The organism is Neorhizobium sp. CSC1952 (assembly GCF_030378245.1).
Lineage (GTDB): Bacteria > Pseudomonadota > Alphaproteobacteria > Rhizobiales > Rhizobiaceae > Neorhizobium > Neorhizobium oryzae_A.
In genome coordinates this window covers 3065386-3086926 of record NZ_CP128416.1, presented here as the reverse complement: position 1 = coordinate 3086926, position 21541 = coordinate 3065386, and the positions used below count along the sequence as shown (strand labels likewise).

At 63.0% G+C, this 21541-nt stretch carries 17 protein-coding genes and 1 pseudogene; 6 read left to right on the top strand and 12 right to left on the bottom strand.

What is annotated here, in order from left to right; translation table 11 throughout:
• Nucleotides 1–22: 22 nt before the first annotated feature.
• The 4 genes from QTA58_RS14995 to QTA58_RS14980 form a co-directional block, all read right to left on the bottom strand.
• A complete protein-coding gene (locus tag QTA58_RS14995) occupies nt 23–580 on the bottom strand; it encodes a sarcosine oxidase subunit gamma (RefSeq protein ID WP_289669459.1) in 558 nt (185 codons plus the stop codon).
• Nucleotides 573–3551 (bottom strand): sarcosine oxidase subunit alpha, encoded by a 2979-nt coding sequence (locus tag QTA58_RS14990; RefSeq protein ID WP_289669458.1) that lies wholly within the window; start codon nt 3549–3551, stop codon nt 573–575. Before QTA58_RS14990 ends, QTA58_RS14995 begins: the two co-directional genes overlap by 8 nt.
• Complete coding sequence (locus QTA58_RS14985) at nt 3548–3904, bottom strand: sarcosine oxidase subunit delta (RefSeq protein ID WP_085420232.1); 357 nt, start codon at nt 3902–3904, stop codon at nt 3548–3550. The genes QTA58_RS14990 and QTA58_RS14985 overlap by 4 nt, the downstream gene beginning before the upstream one ends.
• A gap of 264 nt (nt 3905–4168) precedes the next feature.
• The gene (locus QTA58_RS14980; protein WP_085420233.1) at nt 4169–5422 is read right to left on the bottom strand and encodes a sarcosine oxidase subunit beta family protein; all 1254 of its coding nucleotides are present in this window, start codon (nt 5420–5422) and stop codon (nt 4169–4171) included.
• Between the two features lie 310 nt (nt 5423–5732).
• On the opposite strand from QTA58_RS14980, the gene rpsU reads away from it, so the two are divergent.
• The 3 genes and pseudogenes from rpsU to QTA58_RS23990 all read left to right on the top strand — a co-directional run.
• Nucleotides 5733–5960, top strand: a complete 228-nt coding sequence (gene rpsU, locus QTA58_RS14975; RefSeq protein ID WP_071004399.1) for a 30S ribosomal protein S21 — start codon at nt 5733–5735, stop codon at nt 5958–5960.
• A 246-nt stretch (nt 5961–6206) separates the two neighbouring features.
• Entirely contained in the window at nt 6207–7025 is an 819-nt protein-coding gene (locus tag QTA58_RS14970; RefSeq protein ID WP_143531479.1) for a tetratricopeptide repeat protein, read from the top strand.
• A gap of 151 nt (nt 7026–7176) precedes the next feature.
• A pseudogene (locus tag QTA58_RS23990) lies at nt 7177–7287 on the top strand (hypothetical protein); the annotation flags it as partial.
• Between the two features lie 888 nt (nt 7288–8175).
• Here QTA58_RS23990 and QTA58_RS14960 read toward each other — a convergent pair.
• The 5 genes from QTA58_RS14960 to QTA58_RS14940 form a co-directional block, all read right to left on the bottom strand.
• Complete coding sequence (locus tag QTA58_RS14960) at nt 8176–9576, bottom strand: NAD(P)(+) transhydrogenase (Re/Si-specific) subunit beta (RefSeq protein ID WP_085420237.1); 1401 nt, start codon at nt 9574–9576, stop codon at nt 8176–8178.
• Nucleotides 9577–9595: 19 nt separating this feature from the next.
• Nucleotides 9596–10006 (bottom strand): proton-translocating transhydrogenase family protein, encoded by a 411-nt coding sequence (locus tag QTA58_RS14955; protein ID WP_085420238.1) that lies wholly within the window; start codon nt 10004–10006, stop codon nt 9596–9598.
• Nucleotides 10006–11346, bottom strand: a complete 1341-nt coding sequence (locus QTA58_RS14950; RefSeq protein ID WP_289669457.1) for a Re/Si-specific NAD(P)(+) transhydrogenase subunit alpha — start codon at nt 11344–11346, stop codon at nt 10006–10008. Before QTA58_RS14950 ends, QTA58_RS14955 begins: the two co-directional genes overlap by 1 nt.
• Before the next feature lie 53 nt (nt 11347–11399).
• Nucleotides 11400–12017, bottom strand: coding sequence for a hypothetical protein (locus QTA58_RS14945; protein ID WP_289669456.1), 618 nt, complete (start codon nt 12015–12017; stop codon nt 11400–11402).
• A gap of 169 nt (nt 12018–12186) precedes the next feature.
• Entirely contained in the window at nt 12187–14502 is a 2316-nt protein-coding gene (locus QTA58_RS14940; RefSeq protein WP_289669455.1) for a GGDEF domain-containing phosphodiesterase, read from the bottom strand.
• A 319-nt stretch (nt 14503–14821) separates the two neighbouring features.
• On the opposite strand from QTA58_RS14940, the gene QTA58_RS14935 reads away from it, so the two are divergent.
• Together QTA58_RS14935 and QTA58_RS14930 are read left to right on the top strand one after the other, a co-directional pair.
• Nucleotides 14822–15361, top strand: a complete 540-nt coding sequence (locus QTA58_RS14935) for a TRAP transporter small permease subunit (RefSeq protein ID WP_085420241.1) — start codon at nt 14822–14824, stop codon at nt 15359–15361.
• A gap of 27 nt (nt 15362–15388) precedes the next feature.
• Nucleotides 15389–16891 carry a TRAP transporter large permease subunit gene (locus QTA58_RS14930; RefSeq protein WP_289669454.1) on the top strand — a complete coding sequence of 501 codons (1503 nt, stop codon included), beginning with the start codon at nt 15389–15391 and terminating at the stop codon, nt 16889–16891.
• 750 nt (nt 16892–17641) lie between these two features.
• Here QTA58_RS14930 and QTA58_RS14925 read toward each other — a convergent pair.
• Nucleotides 17642–18748 (bottom strand): TRAP transporter substrate-binding protein, encoded by a 1107-nt coding sequence (locus QTA58_RS14925; protein WP_085420243.1) that lies wholly within the window; start codon nt 18746–18748, stop codon nt 17642–17644.
• A gap of 311 nt (nt 18749–19059) precedes the next feature.
• On the opposite strand from QTA58_RS14925, the gene QTA58_RS14920 reads away from it, so the two are divergent.
• Nucleotides 19060–19833 carry a gamma-glutamyl-gamma-aminobutyrate hydrolase family protein gene (locus QTA58_RS14920; RefSeq protein WP_289669453.1) on the top strand — a complete coding sequence of 258 codons (774 nt, stop codon included), beginning with the start codon at nt 19060–19062 and terminating at the stop codon, nt 19831–19833.
• A gap of 6 nt (nt 19834–19839) precedes the next feature.
• Here the strand turns inward: QTA58_RS14920 and QTA58_RS14915 are convergent, their stop codons facing one another.
• Nucleotides 19840–20862: a LacI family DNA-binding transcriptional regulator gene (locus QTA58_RS14915; RefSeq protein ID WP_085420245.1), complete on the bottom strand. Its 1023-nt coding sequence runs from the start codon at nt 20860–20862 to the stop codon at nt 19840–19842.
• A gap of 124 nt (nt 20863–20986) precedes the next feature.
• Nucleotides 20987–21481 (bottom strand): MarR family transcriptional regulator, encoded by a 495-nt coding sequence (locus QTA58_RS14910; RefSeq protein ID WP_085420246.1) that lies wholly within the window; start codon nt 21479–21481, stop codon nt 20987–20989.
• Nucleotides 21482–21541: the final 60 nt, after the last annotated feature.

The window sequence follows — 21541 nt, the reverse complement described above, 5'->3', positions numbered from 1 at the left end:
AGTTAGGCGATCGTCTTAGGACCTAGAGAGCCGCATCCTGCGCGCCTTCGGCCAGCAACCCGAAGGCATAGTCGGAGAAGGAACGCCAGACTTCCACCCGGAAGGCATCCTCCGCCGTCCGCAGAAGCACGATCTCCACTTTGGCCAGAACCGTTCGGGAGCATGCTCCGACCGGGAAACCTTTGAGCGACAGGTCCTGCGGGCAGCCCGCATTGATGGCCCTCGCCGCCCCCGGGCCGGAAACCAGGATCGCCGCGTTGCGATGGGAGACGTCGACAGCGGAATGCAGCACGCCGGAAGAGGCCGCGGCCTGCATCAGTCCGCCCTTCCCCTCGTCGATCACCAGCCACTCGTCCGGCCCCAGCCACAGCGCCGTGCGCCCCTTGGCCGCGGCGGAGGTCTTCGGCCTCACCGGGAGATCGAGCCCGAGAGATTGAGAAAGGGCGGCCACGTCCTCAGCACCAGCGCGCAGGGAAATGCGTTCAGCCGGCGGAGCGGCTTCCAGCCGAACGGCCGAGGAGCCGCCATGAAAGCCCGCCAGCGGGAGTGTACGGATCGAGCCGGCTCCAAGTTTAGCCATTGATGCGGCCTCCTTCCTTGTCGAAGAACACCATGTCGGTGACTTCCACCGCGATCGTCCTGTCCTTCATCGGCACGTAGAGCGTCTGGCCGATGCGCGCCCTGCCGCCGGCCACCAGTGCGATGGCGATGGAGCGGCCGCAATTCTCCGACCAGTAGGCGGACGTGACGTGCCCGAGCATGGTCATCGGCTTCGGCTGGTTCGGATCGGCGACGATCTGCGCCCCCTCCTCCAGCACGTCGCTCGGCTTGTTGGTCAAAAGCCCGACGAGCTGCTTGCGGCCGTCCCGCACGAGGTCCGGGCGCTTGAGACCGCGAATGCCGACGAAATCGGTCTTCTTCTTCGAGACGGCCCAGCCGAGGCCCACATCGTCCGGCGTCACCGTTCCGTCCGTATCCTGGCCGACGATGATATAGCCCTTCTCGGCGCGCAGCACGTGCATGGTCTCGGTGCCGTAGAGGCAGGCGCCCATGGCTTCGGCGCGCTCCCAGATCGCCTTCCAGACCGCCGGACCGTAATCGGCCGGCACGTTGATTTCGAAGCCGAGCTCGCCGGTGAAGGAGACGCGGAAGAGCCGCGCCGGCACGCCCGTCACCGTGCATTCCGCCACGCTCATATGCGGGAAGGCTTCGTTGGAAATATCGACGCCTTCCACGAAAGGCTGGATGATCTCACGCGCCTTTGGCCCCTGCACCGCGATCACCGCCCATTGCTCGGTGGTCGAGGTGAGCCAGACCTTGAGATGCGGGAACTCCGTCTGGATATAATCCTCCATATGGTGCAGCACGCGCGGCGCGCCGCCGGTCGTGGTCGTCACATGGAAACGGTCCTCGGCAAGCCGCCCCACGACGCCGTCGTCATAGATGAAGCCGTCCTCGCGGGTCATGATGCCGTAGCGGCATTTTCCCGGCTTCAGCGTATCCCAGGCGTTGGTGTAGATGAGGTTGAGGAACTGCGCCGCATCCGGCCCCACCACCTCGATCTTGCCGAGCGTCGAGGCGTCGAACACGCCCGCCACCTCGCGCACGGTGCGGCACTCGCGGTTGACGGCGGCCGCCATGTCTTCGCCGCGCTTCGGGAAATACCATACGCGCTTCCAGTTGCCGACATCCTCGAACTCCGCACCCTCGGCCGCCTCCAGCCCGTGCATCGGCGTCTTGCGCGCGGGGTCGAAGAGGTCGCCGCGCGAGTGGTTGATGAGCGTGCCGTAGGTCACCGGCGTATAGGGCGCGCGGAACGTCGTCAGCCCCACCTGCGGGATCGGCCGGTCGAGCACTTCCGCCGCGATGGCCAGACCGTGCATGTTGGAAAGCTTGCCCTGGTCGGAGGCCATGCCGTTGGTCGTGAAGCGCTTGATATGCTCGATCGAATGCATGCCTTCGCGCACTGCAAGGCGGATGTCCTTGGCGGTCACGTCGTGCTGGAAATCGATGAAGGCCTTCACCACCGTATCCGGCCCGGCGCCTTCCGCAGCACCGATCATGCCGCCCGTCCAATCGAAACGGTTCTCGCCGGCAAGCGCGACCGAGCCGCCGCCCGCCGCGATCGCCTCGTCGATCAGCTCGGCCAGGTCGTCGGTGCCGTTGCAGCCGCCGACCGAAACGCAATCCTGCGCATAGATGTCCGGCAGGAAGCGCTGCCCCTTCTCGTCGAAGCGCAGCTTGCCGCGCGACTGGGAGAAAAGGTGCACCGAAGGCGTCCAGCCGGCCGAAACGATCAGCGCGTCCACCTTGATCTTGCGGGCGTTCGAGCCGCCGTTGCGCACCACCGTCATGGACGAGATGCGCAGACGGCCGAACGTGTCGGTCACCGAATGGCCGGTCAGCACGTCGATGCCGAGCGACCGCGCCTCCGCCAGCACCGCCTCGCCCGGCTCGGCGCGGCAATCGACGATCGCAGCGATCGAAACGCCGGCCCGTTTCAGGTCGAAGGCGGCTTCATAGGCCGAATCATGGGCCGTATAGACGCCGACATTGCGGCCGACCGCGACCCCGTGATGGTTGAGGAAGGTGCGCGCGGCGGACGCCAGCATGATGCCCGGCCGGTCGTTGTTGGAAAACACCATGTGCCGCTCGATCGAGCCGGTGGCGAGCACCACCCGCTTGGCGCGCACCTGCCACAGCCGCTCGCGGGGCAGGCTCTTGCCCGGCCGCGCCAGGTGATCCGTCGCCCGCTCCGCAAGGCCGAGGAAGCCGTGATTGTAATAGCCGAACACCGTCGTGCGGGTCAGCACCGTCACGTTCGGCATGGCCTTGAGCTTCGCGGCCGCGGCCTGTGCCCAGTCATACCCGTTCCGGCCGTCGATTTTGGTCGAGGCATCGAAATGCAGCGCCCCGCCCACGTCGGCCTGTTCGTCCACGAGGATCACGGAAGCGCCCGTCGCAGCCGCCGAAAGCGCTGCCGTCAGCCCCGCCACGCCCGCGCCGGCGATCAGCACGTCGCAATGGGCGTAGCGATTGGCATAGTGGTCCGGGTCTTCCTCCTTCGGCGCGACGCCGAGACCGGCGGCGCGGCGGATGAAGGGCTCGTAGACCCTCGTCCAGGCTTCCTTCGGCCACATGAAGGTCTTGTAGTAGAAGCCCGCCGCGAAGAAGGGCGATAGCAGGTCGTTGAAGGCCCCGACATCGAACTTCAGCGAGGGCCAGCAGTTCTGCGATGAGATCTTCGCGCCGTCGAACACTTCCTGCACGGTCGCCCGCACGTTCGGCTGGCGGCGGGCGGCATCGCGCGAAACGTCGATCAGCGCGTTCGGCTCCTCGGCACCGGCCGAGAGAATGCCGCGCGGCCGGTGATATTTGAACGAGCGGCCGACGAGGTGCACCCCATGCGCCAGCAACGCGGAGGCGACGGTATCGCCTTCCATCGCCGTATAGGTCTTGCCGTCGAAGGTGAATCGCGCCGTGCGGGCAGGCGTATGACGCCCGACGCCCTTGATGCGGAAGGCCCCGGTATTGCTCGAAGAAGCGCTCATCGTGCGTCTCCTTCCGTCGCTTCCCAGGTCTCGACGGTCTTTTCCTCGGCGATCGCCGAGACTTTTTCCGCCGGCGGAACCGGCTGCTTGGGCAAGCCCGCCTTGTAGGTCATCACGAACCTGTCGCTCACGGTGTCGCGCGCCGCATTGAAGAACCGGCCGCAGCCGTGAATGTGCCGCCAGCGCTCATAGGTGAGGCCCTTCTCGTTGTTGCGCAGGAAGAAGTATTCGGCGAACTCCTCGTCGGTGATCGCCGCGATGTTTTCCGGCCGCGCGATATGGGCCTCCCCGGCCCAGCGGAATTCGAGCTCCGAGCGCGCTTCCTCGCAATAGGGGCAGTGGATCAGAAGCATGCGGAACTCCGGCGTTGGAAAGAGGCAGGTAAACGAGGCTGGCTCCACCTTCTTCCCCGCGGGGAGAAGATGGTCCGAAGGACCGGTTGAGGGGGCCGACGCGAAGATCCCCTCCCCAACCCCTCCCCACAAGGGGGAGGGGCTTCCCCGGAAGCGCCCTCATTGGACGGCAGGCGAAGCGTTGCAGCGGGTCTTCTCCCCCCTTGTGGGGGAGATGACCGGCAGGCCAGAGGGGGAAACCAGGAAAGCATCTCCCTCACCCCCTCAATGCGCAACCGCCGCAGCCGCAGCCTCGTCGATCAGCCGTCCGGTGCGGAACCGGTCGAGGTTGAGCCCCGCCGCCAGCCGGTGCGGTTCGCCCTTGGCGATCAGATGCGCGAAGAGGTTGGCCGAGCCCGGCGTCGCCTTGAAGCCGCCCGTGCCCCAGCCGCAGTTGACGAACAGGCCCGGCACCGGCGTGACACCCTGGATCGGCGAGCGGTCCGGCGTGTTGTCCGTGATGCCGCCCCATTGGCGCATCATCTTCACCCGGCGGAAGATCGGGAAGAGCTCGCAGATGGCATCGAGCGTATGGGTGATGATCTGCAGCCCGCCCGTCTGCGAATAGGAATTGTACTGGTCCGTCCCGGCGCCGATGACGAGCTCGCCCTTGTCGGATTGCGAGATATAGGCATGCACGGTGTTCGACATCACCACGCAGGGGAAGATCGGCTTCAGCGGCTCGGACACCAGCGCCTGCAGCGGATTGGAATGAAGCGGCACGCGCACGCCCGCCATCTCCATGACCACCGAGGAATGGCCGGCGGCGGAAACGCCCACTTTCTTCGCGCCGATGAAGCCGCGCGTCGTCTCGACGCCCTGCACTTCGCCGTTCGGTCCGCGGCGGATGCCGGTCACCTCGCAGTTCTGGATGATGTGGACGCCGCGGTCGGAAGCGGCGCGCGCATAGCCCCAGGCGACGGCATCGTGCCTTGCCGTGCCGCCGCGGCGCTGCAGCGCCGCCCCGTTGATCGGATAGCGCGCCGTCTTGGATATATCGAGCGGCGGGCAATAGGCCTTCGCCTCAACTGGCGTCAGCCATTCGTTGTCGATGCCGTAGAGCCGGTTGGCATTGATATGCCGCTTGAACGACTGCTGGTCGTGGACATTGTGCGACAGCATCATCACGCCGCGCGGCGAATACATGACATTGTAGTTGAGCTCCTGGCTCAGGCCCTCCCAGAGCTTCAGCGAGTGCTCGTAGATGTCCATGCTCTCTTCGTAGAGATAGTTGGAGCGGATGATGGTGGTGTTGCGGCCGGTATTGCCGCCGCCGAGCCAGCCCTTCTCGATCACCGCGACATTGGTGATGCCGTGCTCCTTGGCGAGATAATAGGCGGCGCCCAGGCCATGCCCGCCCGCGCCGACGATCACGACATCGTAGGAAGACCGCGGCTCCGGCGAGGTCCACTGCGCCTCCCAGCCCTTGTGGGCACGCATAGCCTCGCGGGCTATGGCGAAAACCGAATACTTGCGCATCTCGCCTTCCGAACTCCTTGAATGATTGGGGTCAGGCCCTGGGCATCTGGGTAGAGCCATACCCATGGCAAATCAATATGCGCCGCAATGGCTGTTTTGCGACGCATGAGGCGATTGTTTCGACACGGTGCGAAACGGCGGCTCGCGATGCGAATTTCGCGAGAGTTTGAACGGCGACGTCTGGACTTCCCCCATCTCTTCTGCTATCTGCGTTCCCCAATCGCACGGCTTCAGGCCGGGCGGATGTTATCTTTTCGCCTCGAATCGTACCGATCCAGGCGAACAACCAAACCAAAGGAACGGGATTCACGTGCAGGTACTAGTCCGCGACAACAATGTCGATCAGGCGCTCCGCGCTCTCAAGAAGAAGATGCAGCGCGAAGGCATTTTCCGTGAAATGAAGATGCGCGACTACTACGAGAAGCCGTCGCAGAAGCGCGCCCGCGAAAAGGCCGAAGCTGTTCGTCGCGTCCGCAAGCTGGCCCGCAAGCGCGCCCAGCGCGAAGGCCTCGTCGCCGGCGGTCGCACCGGTCGTTGATCGGCCGCTTTTTCGACGTTTTCCTGTGCTTTCAGGGCGGTGGCGACATGGGCGCCGCCGCTCTTTTGATTTGGTCCTGACCGAACTGCATGTCGCCCGAAGCAGAAACCGATTTCGAGGTAACGGCATGCAGGAAAACGAAAAAACGCTTTTGCCCGATATGAGGAACAGTGCCTGATGGCCGTCAAAACTGCCGTTCTGATTCGCGGAACCCAAATTTCCGGCCTCTCGACTATCGTTCCTCCCATGCGCCGCAAAATCGCCATTTCCGCTGCGCTGATGGCGATCACCGCCCTTGCCGGCTGCTCGACGACCACATCCATAGACACGATCACGGTCGACCGCGCGCAGGGATCGGAAGAAAACATCGCCTCGCTTTCCTCCGTCATCAACGCCAATCCGCAGGATCCGGAGGGCTATAACGTGCGCGGTTCGGCTTACGGCCGCGCCGGCGAATTCCGCCGCGCGCTGGACGACTTCAACCGCGCCATCCAGATCAATCCGCAGTTCTATCAGGCCTATGCCAACCGCGCTCTCGTCTACCGCAACATGGGCAAGCCGGTCGAAGCCGCGAACGACTACAATCGCGCGCTGCAGATCAACCCGAACTACGACGTCGCCTATATCGGCCGCGGCAATATCTACCGTCAGGCGGGCCGCACCAATGAGGCCTTCAACGATTTCTCCAAGGCGATCGAGCTTGAAACGACCGATGGCCGCGCCTGGCACAACCGTGGCCTGATCTATCAGCAGCGCGGCCAGCATGCGCAGGCGATCGAGGATTTCTCCAAGGCGATCTCGCTCTCGCCCAATTCGGCCGAGCCTTATAACGGCCGCGGCATTTCCTACGTGGCGCTGAACGACGACGACAACGCCTTCGCAGACTTCAACCACGCGATCGAACTCAACGACAAGCTCGCCGAATCCTGGGCGAACCAGGCGCTGGTCTACGAGCGCCGCGGCGACAAGACCCGCGCCTATCGCTCCTATTCGCACGCCGTGCGCCTCGACCCCAACTACAAGCCGGCCCAGGATGGCGTCGCCCGCACCCGGCCGACGAGCTGACCGGCGGCCGGAATGTCAGGTTCGCAGCAACACAGCGAACGTGATGGACTATATTTGTCGCGGCTTTGGCTAACAGCCATAAACTATACTGCCTAGCAAAGGCGTTACTGTTTCCAGCTATTCTGTTCCCCTAAAAATTAGGGGGCGCAGAATGCTTTTGAAATTCCTGAACGACAGATCCGGCAATTTCGGCATCATGAGTGCCATCGTGCTCGTGCCGCTGATCGGCGTCGCGGGACTGGCCATCGACGTTACCGACGCCTTGTCGGTCCGAAACCGGCTTCAGGGCGCCGCTGATGCGGCCGCGCTGGCGGCCGTCGCGGAAAGCTCGATCGGCGCGGCGGAAGCCATGAAGATGACCGACAACGGCGAGATCGCCCCCGCCATCGAAGATGCCGAAAAGGTCTTCAACGCGCAGCTTGCTGCCGCCACCGGCTATTCGCTGAAGAGCAGCAAGGCCAGCGTTGTCCGCCAGGATAACCAGTTGAAAGCCGTATTCACCTATTCCGCGACCGTGCCCACCACATTGCTGAGGGTGCTCGGCAAGCAGGAGATGACCGTGGCCGGCCAGGCGACGGCGGTGTTCCAGACGGAAACGTTCCGGGATTTCTACCTGCTCCTCGACAACACGCCATCCATGGGCGTAGGCGCCACGACCGCCGACATCGACAAGATGGTCGCCAACACGCCGAACGCATGCGCCTTCGCCTGCCACATCGTGAAAGATGGGGTCGAGGACAAGAACAGCTACTACAATCTCGCCAAGAAGCTCGGCGTGACGATCCGCATCAACGTCGTGGCCAAGGCGACCGCCGCGCTGATGGACACCGCCGTGAAGGTACGCAAGAGTGCCAACCAGTTCCGGATGGCCGTCTACACGTTCGGCAAGAAGGCGGAAGACACCAGGCTCCTGGAAGTCTCGTCCCTGACCGACAATCTCGCCGTCGCGAAAAGCAACGCGTCGCTGATCGATCTGATGTCCATCCCCTACCAGAACTACGACGACGACCAGCAGACGGATTTCGACCGCGCCCTGAAGGCGATCGGCGAGAAGATGGGAGCGCCCGGAACCGGCCTCTCGGCCGCCAGTCCCGAAAAGATCGTCTTTTTCGTATCCTATTCGCTATTCGCTATTCGCGCCTTGCCGCATTCAGTGCTTCATGGCCTTGACGATGTCCTCGGTCATCTTCTTGGCGTCGCCGAGCAGCATCATGGTGCCGTCCTTGTAGAACAGCGTGTTGTCGATGCCGGCATAGCCGGAGCCGAGCGAGCGCTTGACGAAGAGGCAGGTCTTGGCCTTGTCGACGTCGAGGATCGGCATGCCGTAGATCGGCGAGGCCTTGTCGTCGCGCGCCGCCGGATTGGTGACGTCGTTGGCGCCGATGACGTAGGCGACGTCCGCCTGCGCGAACTCCGCATTGATGTCTTCCAGTTCGAAGACCTCGTCATAGGGCACGTTCGCCTCGGCGAGCAGCACGTTCATGTGGCCGGGCATGCGGCCCGCGACCGGGTGGATCGCGTATTTCACCTCGACGCCATGCTCCTTCAGCGTATCGGCGAGTTCGCGCAGTGCATGCTGCGCCTGCGCGACCGCCATGCCGTAGCCGGGCACGATGATCACCTTCGAGGCGTTCTGCATCAGGAAGGCCGCATCGTCGGCCGAACCCTGCTTCACCGTCCGCTGCACGCCGTCGTCGCCGCCGGCCGAAGCCGTCTCGCCGCCGAAGCCGCCGAGGATGACGGAGACGAAGGAGCGGTTCATGCCCTTGCACATGATGTAGGACAGGATCGCACCCGACGAGCCGACCAGCGCGCCGGTGATGATCAGCGCCAGGTTGCCGAGCGTGAACCCGATGCCGGCGGCCGCCCAGCCGGAATAGGAGTTCAGCATCGAGACCACGACCGGCATGTCGGCGCCGCCGATCGGCACGATCAGAAGCACGCCGAGCGCCAGCGCCAGCGCCACGATCAGCCAGAAGTCCATGTGGCTTTCCGTCTGCACCAGGCCGACGACGAAGACCACCGTCAGGACGAGCAGGCCGATATTGATGGCATGCCGGTAGGGCAGCAGGATCGGCTTGCCGGACATGCGCCCGTCGAGCTTCAGGAAGGCGATCACCGAACCGGTGAAGGTGACCGCGCCGATCGCCGCGCCCAGCGCCATTTCGACGAGCGCCTGGCCGTGGATTTCGCCGATCTCGCCGATGCCGAAGGAATGCGGCGCGTAGAGGGCTGCCGCCGCCACCATGACGGCGGCAAGGCCGACCAGCGAGTGGAAGGCGGCGACGAGCTGCGGCATCGCCGTCATCGGGATGGTGCGGGCGATATAGGCCCCTGCCCCGCCGCCGATCGCGAGCGCCAGCACGATCAGGACGAAGCCGCCGAAGTTCGGCGTGGCGAGCAGGAGCGTCGTGCCGATGGCAATCCCCATGCCGACCATGCCGTAGACATTGCCCTTGCGGCTGGTGGTGGGATGCGAAAGCCCCCTGAGCGCCATGATGAACAGCACGCCGGAGACGAGATAGAGAAAGGCTGCGAGATTCTGCGACATAATTCCCCCCAGAAACCCGTCAGCGGTCTTTTTTCTTGTACATGGCGAGCATCCGGCTGGTCACCAGGAACCCGCCGAAGATGTTCACCGACACGAGCACCAGCGCGACGAAGCCGAAGCCGGTCGCAAAGCCGGCCGCCGAGACGCCGACCGCGAGCAGCGCGCCGACGACGATGACCGACGAGATGGCGTTGGTGACCGCCATCAGCGGCGTATGCAGCGCCGGCGTCACCGACCAGACGACGTAGTAACCGACGAAGATCGACAGAACGAAGATCGCGAACCGGAAGACGAAGGGATCGATCGCCCCACCGGAAACCCCGTGGGCCGCGGCACTCGCGGCCTCCGGCGCCTGGGCGGCTGCGGCGATCACCGCGTTGACGGCCTGGTCGAGCTGTTCCAGCGCCTTGTCCATAGCTTCACTGGCCATCAAAGCTCCTCCTTCCTTGCGGGCGTATCATCCGCCGCGACGCCTGCGCTCGCCGCGGCACCGTCTGCGGCAGGTTTCCTGCGTGGTTTGGCAGCAGCCTTGACGGGTTTCGCAGGCCCGTCCGCCGTCCTGGCGGCCTTGGCCGGCCTGGTCTTGGCGGCCGGCTTTTCCGCCGCGTTCCCCGCCGGTGTTTGAGCCGGCAGGGCGGCCGCAGCCGCCGCGAAGGTCGGATGCACGACCGCGCCGCCATTCGTCAGCATCGTCGCCTTGACGAGCTCGTCCTCGGCATTGACGGAAAATTCCTTCGTGCCCTTGTCGACCATGGTCTCGATGAAGGCATGGAGGTTGCGGGCGTAGAGCGCCGAGGCGGATGCGGCGATGCGACCCGCGACATTGGCGTAACCGATGACGGCGACCCCTTCGACCGTCGCCACCCTGCCCTTTTCCGAGCCCTCGATATTGCCGCCGCGCTCGACCGCGAGGTCGACCGCCACCGAACCCGGCTTCATCGAGGAAAGCATGGCGCGCGTCACGAGCCGCGGCGCCGGCCGGCCGGGGATGAGGGCCGTGGTGATGACGATGTCCTGCTTGGCGATATGCTCGGCGACCAGCGCCGCCTGCTTGGCCTGATAGGCTTCCGACATCGGCTTGGCATAGCCCGCGGCGGTTTCGGCCGCCTTGAACTCGTCGTCCTCGACCGCGATGAACTTCGCCCCCAGCGAGGCGACCTGCTCCTTGGCCGCCGGACGCACGTCGGTCGCGGAGACCACGGCGCCGAGGCGGCGGGCGGTCGCGATCGCCTGCAGGCCGGCGACGCCGGCCCCCATGACGAAGACCTTGGCCGCAGGCACTGTCCCTGCTGCCGTCATCATCATCGGCAGGGCGCGGCCGTATTCGTGGGAAGCGTCGATCACCGCGCGGTAGCCGGCAAGGTTCGCCTGGGAGGAAAGCACGTCCATCGACTGGGCGCGGGTGATGCGCGGCATCAGTTCCATGGCGAAGGTGGTGAGCCCGGCTTTCGCCATCGCCGCCAGCGCCGCTTCGTTGCCGTAAGGGTCCATGACCGCAAAGACGACAGCCCCGGATTTGTAGGAGGCGATTTCCGCCGCCGCCGGCCGGTTGACCCTCAGCACGATATCCGCCGTGCCGGCATCGCCGGCCTTGCCGATCCTTGCGCCGGCCGCCTCGAAATCACCGTCCGGAATGCCGGACCGCTCCCCGGCGCCCTGTTCCACGAGCACCGAAAAACCGAGCCCCACAAAGCGCTTCACCGTTTCCGGCGAAGCCGATACACGTGGTTCTTCCGAACCCTCGCGGCTTATGAAAATGATCTTTGCCAAATGTTTCCTCCTCCCAGTCGGCGTCGCAGGCGGGCGAAAAGATTCGCCCCGCCTCATGCCAGTGACAAAGCTGTTCCACGAGCACGGTGAGAACGATGAAGAGAATGAGGCTGCCGATGAAGCCGGCGCCTCCGAAGAAGCCCGCGGCCATGGCGATCATCAGCACGACGATGATAAAAGGCGGCGTGCGCGGGGCGTATGTGCTGCAGGACCCTGTCGGCGTCGAAATGTATGGCCGCCATGACGGTGGGCCTCAACGTCAGATAGGGAATGGCGGGTAGCTCGTCGATGATTTCGGGATCGGCGGCGAAGCGGGCCGGATCCACGAGCGTCATGCCGGCATCGAGAAACGCATCGACGGCGTCCGGAAAGATTCCGCTCGACTGGCACACGCGATGCTCCGCGGTGACGTGGTGGACGCGTATCGTGCTCACCAGCTCTTCATAATAATAGACGCCGAAAACATAGGCGTGGTCGTCGAAATCGATATCGTCGAGCATGCTGCTGGCGGCGACGGGAAGCACGCCCCGCGCCTTGTAGGCCTTGAAGCGGAGGCGGGCGATATCCTCGAAATCCTCATGGCTCTCGATCCGCCGGTATTCGACGCGGTCCAAGGTTGCCAATAGTCTGCTGGAAAAGTCTTCGTCTGAAAATGTCTTGTCGTTTGGCATCGGGTTTGTTCCATGGCGTTAACCAAGGATTAACCCTACAAAGCAGGACACCCGCAACAGACATATATAAAATTAATAAACTTCTAAATATTATGGTTAACAAATGGTTAACCTGACCTTTCCGTGTGCGGATTCGGTTAACTTCTGACCGGAAATTGAGCAGGTTCTTTCAGCGGACGATGGCGGTCAGCGGCGGGTTCTGAGAGCTCTTCGGGCCGCGCCGCGCCGCGGAGAGCTTGCCTGCGCTCTCGGCCGCGAGCTCGCCGATCCTGTCGGCGCCCACCGGTGTGGAAAACACGTAGCCCTGCACGAGGTCGGCGAGCCGGTGGCGATTGATGAGCGCGAGCTGCTCCCTGGTCTCCACGCCTTCCACGACGATCTTCAGTCCGAGTTCCCGCGACAGGTGGACCGTGCCGCGCAAGAGCTTCAGCTTGCGCTGGTCCTCGCCGATATTGCGGATGAACGCGCGGTCGATCTTGACGACGTCGAGCGGCAGGGAATCGAGATAGCTGAGGCTCGAGAAGCCGGTGCCGAAGTCGTCGATGGCGATCGTGACGCCCGTCGCCCGGAACTGGTTGAGAATGGCGCTTACCGCCACCGGCTCGTCCATGAAGCAGCTTTCCGTCACCTCCAGATGCAACCTGGAGGGATCGAGCGAATGGCGCTTCAGCACATCCGCCACGTAGCCGACGATCTCGTCGTTGCGCAGATCCTGTATCGAGAGGTTGACGGAAACCGCCATCGGCTCGGGCCAGGCCGCGCAATCGCGGCAGGCCTGGTCGATGACGAAACGCGTGATATGGGAGACCAGGCCCATATCCTCCGCCATCGGAATGAAGATGTTCGGACCGACCACGCCGCGCTCCGGATGCCGCCAGCGCACCAGCGCCTCGCTGCATTCGATGGCGGAGCCGTCGGGACGGTACATGGGCTGGTAGAGGACGTGCAGGCCGCGGTTCTCGACCGCGAGGCGAAGATCGGCGCGCAGCCTCTGCTCCTCGATATATTGCGCATCCATTTCCGAACGGAAGACGGTGAGCGTGCCGTTGCCCTTCGATTTCGCGTCGTTGAGGGCGAGGTCCGCCTTGATCTGCCAGTTCTGCATGTCGAAATCCTGCGAGGGCAGGATGGCGCAGCCGCTGTTCATGGAAACGGCAAGGCGAATGCCTTCGATCTGGTAGTCGCCCTGGATTTTCGCATGGACATCGCGGATCTGCGTCTCCAGTTCGTAACTGTCGTCGTCGCCCAGGAGCAGGAGCACGAATTCGTCGCCGATCAGGCGGCCCGCCAGCAGCCGGTCGCTTTCGAGCGATGAAAGCCGTGTGGCAATCGCCGCAAGCAGCCGGTCGCCGACCACGTGGCCGCGCATGTCGTTGACATGCTTGAAACCGTCGACGTCGAACACGGCAAGCGCTGCCAGCGCCTCGCCGCGCCCCCGCACCTTCTCCGCCGCCAGCGCGGCGAAATGGCCGCGGTTCGGCAGGCCGGTCAGATCGTCGAAGCGCACCATGTGCAAGATCTTCTCCTCGGCCGCGACGCGGGCGCTGACGTCTTCGAAGATCAGCACGACGCCGCCGTCGGAACGCGGGCTGGCGGAGAATTCCATGTGCAGCCGGTCGCCGAAGCTCAGGAGTGCCCGGTGGAGCCTGCCGTCCGCAAGCTGGCCGATCTTCGTCAGGATGGCCGCCGAGGGCAAACGCGCGCTTTCCTCCAGAACGGAGACGAATGCATTGTCCTTGATGTCCTTGCCGGCATCGAGCCCCAGAAGCTCGTAGGCGCGGCGGTTGGCGACCTGAACCCTCCCCTCGCCGTCCAGCATGACGAGCCCGTGCGCCATCGTTGCCAGCGCCGTGTCGAGACGGCCTGCGAGCAGGGTCACCTCCTGCGAAGCCTTGACGTTCTCATAGAAGAACTCCCGCACGCCGGCGGCCATCGACTGCGTCGTCAGGCCGAAGGGAATGAGGAACAGCGACATGATCATCAGATAGATGTCGCCGGTGAGCAGACACCCGAGGATAATGGGAACGCAGCAGCCGAGCGTCTGCAGCTCGACCGCGAGCCGCGAGCCGTAATTGCGGCCGACGATCGACACCATGGAGGCCATGGTGACCGCGATCCACAGGAAGGCGGCAAGCATGTTCTGCAGCACCAGCACGGCATAACCGCTCGCCACGCCGAGGATCAGGGCGGTGGTCGCCGCGCCATAGACGTAGCGGACCTCCCATGCCTCGATCTCCGCACGCGTCAGCGACGCCTTGTCGAGCCTGTCGAACCGGTGAAACCAGTAGAGCCGGTAACCGAAGACGGAGATGAAGACCGCAACCAGCAGAAGGTAGAAAAGAGAACCCGTATTGCTGGAAATCAGCACGCACGACAGGATATGGACGACCATTCCCGTGAAAAGCGTGCCGCGATTGCCAAACAGCGAGGTGACGAACGACAGATAGACATCTGTCGGCAACGTCTTCGCTTCGATCTCTTTCATCGGGTTCATCCCTTTGGTTCCGGCCGACAGTGAGGAAAACCCTTTAAGAATTGCTTGTTCCAATACACCCTACCCCCAGACATAGGGGGGTTGTTGAGAGTTTGCTCAATAAATTCCAAACGCCACAGCGAAAATTTTCCAGGAACATCTCCCCTCGCGCTGGCGGGAGCCGTCCGTCAGGCTGAACGGATCCCCTGTAAATCCGGCTTTTTACGGGTGAAAACCCGGTTTATTAGGACTTTCCTTTTTTTAGACCTTGGTTTACATCGCCTTCCCAGGACGGGCGGGATAAGAGAGACCCGTTGGAATTGGGGAAACCATGTCTCTACTGTTGAAGATCAGCGGTCTGATCGACCGCATCAGCGAAATCATTGGCAAATTTTCCGGATATCTCGTTCTCGCCTGCTGCCTCATCAGCGCCGGCAACGCCTGCATCCGCTATCTCTTCAATTACAGCTCGAACGGCTGGCTCGAAATCCAGTGGTATCTCTTCGCCTTCATCGTGCTGCTCGGCGCCTCGCACACGTTGCGGCTCAACGAACATGTGCGCGTCGACCTGATCTACGGCGCGGTTTCGGATAGGGCCCGCCTCTGGATCGACGCGATCGGCCTGGTCGTCTTCCTCATTCCGGCCTGCCTCTATCTCGCCTGGCTGTCCTGGCCGTTCTTTGCGCTTTCCTATGTCCAGGGCGAAGTGTCGTCGAATGCCGGCGGCCTCATCCGCTGGCCGGTCAAGCTCGTCATCGTCGCGGGCTTCAGCCTTCTGGCCCTCCAGGGCATTTCCGAATTGATCAAGCGCATAGCCGGCCTCCTGGGCGTCCTCCGGGTCGATACGACCTACGAAAAGCCGTTGCAATAACAATAAGTTCTGGGGAACACACCACTCATGTTCGAATACGGTATAATGCCGCCGGCAATGTTCCTGGGCATGATCATCTTCATGCTCTACGGGTTCCCGGTCGCTTTTTCGCTCTCCGCCGTCGGCCTCTTCTTCGGCCTTCTCGGCATCGCCACGGGCCATTTCGAATTCGCCTTCCTGCAGGCGCTGCCGTTTCGCATCTTCGGGATCGTCTCGAACGATCTCCTGCTCGCCATCCCCTTCTTCACCTTCATGGGCGCCGTGCTGGAACGCTGCGGCCTGGCGGAGGACCTGCTGGAGGGAACCGGCAAGCTGTTCGGCGCCATCCCCGGCGGCCTTGCCTATGCGGTCATCCTCGTCGGTGCGATCCTCGGGGCCATCACCGGCACGGTCGCGGCCTCGGTCATCACCATGGGCGTGATCTCGCTGCCGATCATGCTGAAATACGGCTATAATCCGCGGCTCGCGACGGGCGTCATCGCCGCCTCCGGCACGATCACCCAGGTCATTCCGCCGTCTCTCGTGCTGATCGTGCTCGCCGACCAGCTCGGCCGCTCCGTCGGCGACATGTATCTCGGTGCGATCGGCCCCTCGATCCTCCAGGTCACCATCTTCATGCTCTTCATCCTCGGCCTGTCGATCTTCCGGCCGAAGGACGTGCCGCCGCTTCCGCCGGAAGCCCGCGGCGAGCTGAATGCGGCTCTGATCATCAAGGTCCTCTGGGGCATGATCCCGTCGATCGTGCTGATCTTCCTCGTGCTCGGCACCATATTCATGGGTCTGGCGACCCCGACGGAAGCCGGCGCCCTCGGCGTCGTCGGCGCCATGGTGCTTGCCGCCCTGCATCGCCGCCTCACCTGGGATCTCATCCGTCAGGGCATGCATTCGACCATGACGATCACTTCCATGGTGGTCTTCATCCTGGTCGGCGCCACCTGCTTCAGCCTCGTCTTCCAGGGCATGGACGGCGGCCTGTGGATCGAATATCTGCTCAGCCACGTTCCCGGCGGCGCGGTCGGCTTCCTGATCTTCGTCAACATCTTCATCTTCTTCCTGGCCTTCTTCCTCGATTTCTTCGAAATCGCCTTCATCGTCCTGCCGATGCTGGCGCCCGTCGCACAATCGCTGGGGATCGACCTGATCTGGTTCGGCGTGCTGCTCTGCGTCAACATGCAGACCAGCTTCATGCACCCGCCCTTCGGCTTCGCGCTGTTCTATCTCCGCTCGATCGCGCCGAAGACGGTCAAGACGAAGGATATCTATCTCGGCGCCATTCCCTGGCTCTGCATGCAGCTCATCCTCGTCGCCATCATCATCTTCTGGCCCGAGTCCGTGACCTATTGGCTGGACAAGGGCCCCGATGTGGACCTGAATTCGATCAAGATCGAGATACCCGGCTTCGGCAATGGCGGAGGCAATCAGATGCCGAACTTCGGCCTGCCGCCGATCGACGGCGCGCCCGCCCAGCCCGGCCAGCCTGCTCCGCCCGCCATGCCGAACTTTGGCGAGCCGCCGAAGATCAACCCGTAAGGGCGCGTTTCTCTTGTCACTTTGCTGATGGGAGAGTATATTTCCGAAGTGGAGGGCAGAGTTGACGCTCTGCCCTCCTTTGCTACTTAGTTAGGAAACTGAATCGGACGGAGATTGACCAGCCCGTCCGATTTTTCCTTACCAAAAGCGCAATGCTCAGTGGCTTCCACATCGCATTACCTCCGGTTCGAGAGCAAGGCCTTTGCCAAGGTCAGCGTGGCCCGTCCCCGCTGATGCTCCGGCTGGTCTCGGAGCGTGCTGCTTCTGCTCGCGAACATTTCGATCATAGACAAGCGCGTGTAGTTGTCGAGCCGGCTCAACCTGCCGCAACCAACCAGCTTTAAGCCGCTAAGGCTGCTTCTCTTGCCAGCCTACCGATGGGAGGGTATATTTCCGGAGTGGAGGGCAGAGTTGACGCTCTACCCTCCGTTTGCCTATCTCTTTAGGATGATGAACCGGACGGCGACTGACCAGCCCGTCCGGTTTTTCCTAACTGATAACGTAATGCTCAGTGGTTTCCACATCGCATCACCTCCGGTTCGAGAGCAAGCCTTTGCCAAGGTCAGCGTGGCCCGTCCCCGCTGATGCTCCGGCCGGCCGCGGAGCGTGCTGCTTCTGCTCCCGAACATTTCGATCATAGAAAAGCGCGTGTAGCTGTCGAGCCGGCACAACCTGCCGCAACCGCTAATTTCGCAAAGAAAAACCCCGGGCTTTTGGCCCGGGGTTCTATCACTTTACTTGGATGACGGATCAGAGCTTGCCGTTGCGCTGCTGGATCATCATGAACGTATCGAACGTATATTCCGAAAGCTGCATCCAGAGGTAACCTTCCTTCTTGAAGGCCACCTGATCCTCGTAGATCTTCTTGAAATCCGCATTCGAAGCCGAGATTTCCTTATAGACTTCGAGGGTCGCGTTGTAGCAGGCTTCCAGGATTTCCTGGCTGAACGGACGCAGGGTCGTGCCCTGCGAAACGATCTGCTTGATCGCCGTCGGGTTCTTCAAATCGTACTTCGCCATCATGTTGGTGTTGGCGTAAGCGCAGGCATCCGTCAGAACGGCCTGATAGGCTTTCGGCAGGCTGTTCCATTTTTCCAGATTGATGAAAGCATGGATGGTCGGGCCGCCTTCCCAGAAGGCCGGGTAGTAGTAGTATTTCGCGACCTTGGCGAAGCCGAGCTTGTAGTCATCGTAGGGACCGACCCATTCGGCCGCGTCGATCGTACCCTTCTCGAGCGCAGGATAGATGTCGCCGCCGGCGATCTGCTGCGGCACCGCGCCGAGCTTTTCGAGCACCTTGCCGGCGATGCCGGCGATGCGCATCTTGACGCCCTTGAAGTCGTCGACCGTGTTGATTTCCTTGCGGAACCAGCCGCCCATCTGGGCCCCGGTATTGCCGGCCGGCAGGCCGTAGATATTATGCTTGGCGTAGAATTCGTTCAGCAGGGTATTGCCGTTGCCCTGGTAGAACCAGGCATTGGAAAGCCGTGCATTGAGGCCGAAGGGGATCGCCGTACCGATGGCGAAGGTCGGATCCTTGCCGACGAAATAATAGGAGCAGGTGTGGCACATCTCGACGGTCGAGTTGCTGACCGCATCGGCCGCCTGCATGCCCGGTACGATTTCGGCGGCGGCGAACGGCTGAATGGTGAAATTGCCGTCCGTTGCGGCGGCGACATGCTTGGCGATGTCTTCCGCGCCGCCATAGATGGTGTCGAGCGACTTCGGGAAAGAAGACGTCAGACGCCAGGTGATCTTCGGGTTCGACTGCGCGATGGCCGGTGCGGCGAGCGCCGTCGCGGCGGCGGCACCGGCGCCGGTCACGGCTGCCTTTTTAAAGAATGAACGACGATCCATGAATTACCTCCCAGTAAGATGAAACCGCAGGGTTATCCGTTCCCATTTCCCCCCGGGTCTGCGGCGAGGTAACCATTTTGCTCAATGGGTTGCAAGCGGCGGCGCTAATATTCCTTAATGCGGGAAGACCTTTTGATCTTAGACTTTGGTATCACTTTGCTTCAAACGAGATTCATAAAGAATTTCAAGGAGGAAATGCTTATTCTTTGTGCATCCTCTCACCTGCGGCGGGCGTGGCGAACTTGACTTGATACGGCTTGCGGCCCCACATCAGATGAGTAAGCTGCTCGTCGCCCAGACTGGAGAATCCCATGCCCAAACCGATCGTCGCATTGCCTGCCGATATCCGCCAGCTCGACGGAGCGGTCTGGCATGCGACGCCGAACCAATATGTGCAGGCGGCGCTGAAGGTGGCGGGGGTGATGACCTTCATCATCCCGGCTTTCGAAGACGGCAACGAGATCGACGAAATTCTCGACCGGGTCGATGGCGTGCTGGTCTCCGGTTCCGCGACCAATGTCCATCCGTCCCTTTATGGCAGGCAGGCTCAGGACGGCGACGGTCCGTTCGATCCTGCGCGGGACGCGACATCGCTGCCGCTCATCCGGCGGGCGATCGACCGCGGCATTCCGCTGCTCGCCATCTGCCGGGGCATTCAGGAATTGAACGTCGCCCTGGGCGGCACGCTCGCCAGCGAGATCCAGGACCAGCCGGGCATCTGGGATCACCGCAAGCCCGACGTGCCGGAGCGTGACGGCATGTATGCGATCCGTCAGCCGGTCTTCGTTGCCGAAGGTTCCTGCATCGCGAACTATCTCGGCCTCGCCGGCGAGGTGCAGGTGAACTCCCTGCACCGTCAGGCGATTGCCGAAACGGCGCCGCGGCTGAAGGTCGAGGCGACGGCGGCGGACGGCACGATCGAGGCCGTTTCGGTGATCGACGCGAAGAATTTCGCGGTCGGCGTCCAATGGCATCCGGAATATTGGGCCGAAACCGACGCCCCGTCGCGGGCGCTTTTCGAAGCGTTCGGAGATGCGGTGCGCGCCTATGCCGCCCGCAAGACGCTCACCAACGCTGCGGCGTGAGAGCCTTCAAGCCCGCGGCTTGTAGAGCCCCGTCGACTGGCGGATGCGCATTTCCGGCTTGATCAGGTGAAGACCATCCGGCTCGTGGCTGCCGGCGAGCCTGTCGAGCAGCGCGCGCGCCGCAAGCCTTCCCACTTCCGTCTGGCCGTTCCAGACGGTCGTCAGTGCCGGCGTGGCGATCGAGGCCTGCTCCAGGTCGTCGTAGCCGGTGACGGAAATGTCCCGGCCCGGCACGAGCCCGGCGCGCGCGATGCCGTTCATCAGGCCGATCGCCACCAGGTCGTTCCAGCAGACCGCTGCCGTCGGCTTCTGCGGCAGGGAAAGGAAATTGACGGCCGCCTCGAAACCGCCCTGCATGGAGCGCGGCCCGGGAATGCGCAGGTTGGGGTCCACCTCGATGCCCGCCTTGCGCAGCGCATTGACGTAACCCTGATATCGGTCGCGGCCGGTCGAGGTCTGGTCGGTGCCGCCGATCATGGCGATCACCCGGTGCCCGAGCCCGATCAGGTGGTTGGTGGCAAGCGAAATGCCGTAGCTGTCGTCGCCGCGATAGGTCGGCAGATCCACCCCCTCGATCGAACGCGCGACGAGAATGGCCGGCATGCCGTTCTGCTCCGTCAGCTTCACGTCCTCGACGGGCGTGCCGATCGCCGGCGACATGATGACGCCGTCGCCGCCGAGCTGCAGCAGGGTCTCGATGAAGGTCCGCTGCTTGTCGACGGAATCGTAATGGTTGGAGAGGATGAAGGTGTGGCGGCTGCGGTCGAGCTCGCTTTCGATGGCTTTGAGGATTTCCCCGTAGAACGGGTTCATGATGTCGTGCACCACGACGCCGATGATGCCCGAACGGGACGTCCTCAAACTGGCTGCGCGGCGGTTGTAGATATAACCGAGCGCGCGGGCCTGTTCCTTGATCTTCTCGCGCGTATCGATCGCAACCAGCGGACTGTCGCGAAGGGCGAGCGAAATGGTGGCGGTGGAAAGACCGAGGCTCTCGGCAATCGTCGACAACTTGATCTTTTGCGCCATTTCCCCCCACCCGCACCGGCGGATTATCACTTTCTGACGCCGGAATTAAACTTTAAATAAACAATTTAATTCCGTACGACAATCCTGTGACAGAAAATTTCCCGGAGACTCGGGCAGAGGCCCGCTAGTCGTCGGCGAGTGCGGGCTGGAGATTGTGCTCGATCGTCTTGAGCAGCTTGAGGAGCGTTCGCACCTCCTTGTCGGAGAGGCCCTTGGCGGCAAGCGAGCCACAATCGGCGACCGTACGGCCGATCTGCTCGACGCTTTTCAGTCCGGTTTCCGTCAGGTGCACCTTGGTCAGCCGCCCGTCCGTGCCGTCGGGGCGGCGCTCCAGGAAACCCTGGGCTTCCATGCGGCCGATCGTGCGGGTCATGGTCGGCGCCTTCACGCCGAGCCTCATCGCAAGCTGGCCGGGCGTCAGACCGTCCTCCTCCGCGAGCATCAGGATGACGCCGTCCTGACCGGCATAAAGCCCGCTCTCGCCGAGGCTGCGGCTGAGCACCGTGCGCATGGAACGGGCGGCCTGCGTGATCGCCGGCGCCAGATCGGCGGCCGAGAGACCTTCCAGATCCTTCTTCTTGCCCGATTTGGCTTTCTTGTCACCCTTCTTCTTGCTCATAGGCTCCGCCCGTTTTGTCTCAATGAAGTAGGCGCTATATGTGTGCCGCGCAACCCATAT

Coding starts and splice junctions, on each gene's coding strand:
- QTA58_RS14995 (WP_289669459.1), bottom strand. CDS start 580: ATGGCTAAACTTGGAGCCGGCTCGATCCGTACACTCCCGCTGGCGGGC.
- QTA58_RS14990 (WP_289669458.1), bottom strand. CDS start 3,551: ATGAGCGCTTCTTCGAGCAATACCGGGGCCTTCCGCATCAAGGGCGTC.
- QTA58_RS14985 (WP_085420232.1), bottom strand. CDS start 3,904: ATGCTTCTGATCCACTGCCCCTATTGCGAGGAAGCGCGCTCGGAGCTC.
- QTA58_RS14980 (WP_085420233.1), bottom strand. CDS start 5,422: ATGCGCAAGTATTCGGTTTTCGCCATAGCCCGCGAGGCTATGCGTGCC.
- QTA58_RS14970 (WP_143531479.1), top strand. CDS start 6,207: ATGCGCCGCAAAATCGCCATTTCCGCTGCGCTGATGGCGATCACCGCC.
- QTA58_RS14960 (WP_085420237.1), bottom strand. CDS start 9,576: ATGTCGCAGAATCTCGCAGCCTTTCTCTATCTCGTCTCCGGCGTGCTG.
- QTA58_RS14955 (WP_085420238.1), bottom strand. CDS start 10,006: ATGGCCAGTGAAGCTATGGACAAGGCGCTGGAACAGCTCGACCAGGCC.
- QTA58_RS14945 (WP_289669456.1), bottom strand. CDS start 12,017: ATGCCAAACGACAAGACATTTTCAGACGAAGACTTTTCCAGCAGACTA.
- QTA58_RS14940 (WP_289669455.1), bottom strand. CDS start 14,502: ATGAAAGAGATCGAAGCGAAGACGTTGCCGACAGATGTCTATCTGTCG.
- QTA58_RS14935 (WP_085420241.1), top strand. CDS start 14,822: ATGTCTCTACTGTTGAAGATCAGCGGTCTGATCGACCGCATCAGCGAA.
- QTA58_RS14930 (WP_289669454.1), top strand. CDS start 15,389: ATGTTCGAATACGGTATAATGCCGCCGGCAATGTTCCTGGGCATGATC.
- QTA58_RS14925 (WP_085420243.1), bottom strand. CDS start 18,748: ATGGATCGTCGTTCATTCTTTAAAAAGGCAGCCGTGACCGGCGCCGGT.
- QTA58_RS14920 (WP_289669453.1), top strand. CDS start 19,060: ATGCCCAAACCGATCGTCGCATTGCCTGCCGATATCCGCCAGCTCGAC.
- QTA58_RS14915 (WP_085420245.1), bottom strand. CDS start 20,862: ATGGCGCAAAAGATCAAGTTGTCGACGATTGCCGAGAGCCTCGGTCTT.
- QTA58_RS14910 (WP_085420246.1), bottom strand. CDS start 21,481: ATGAGCAAGAAGAAGGGTGACAAGAAAGCCAAATCGGGCAAGAAGAAG.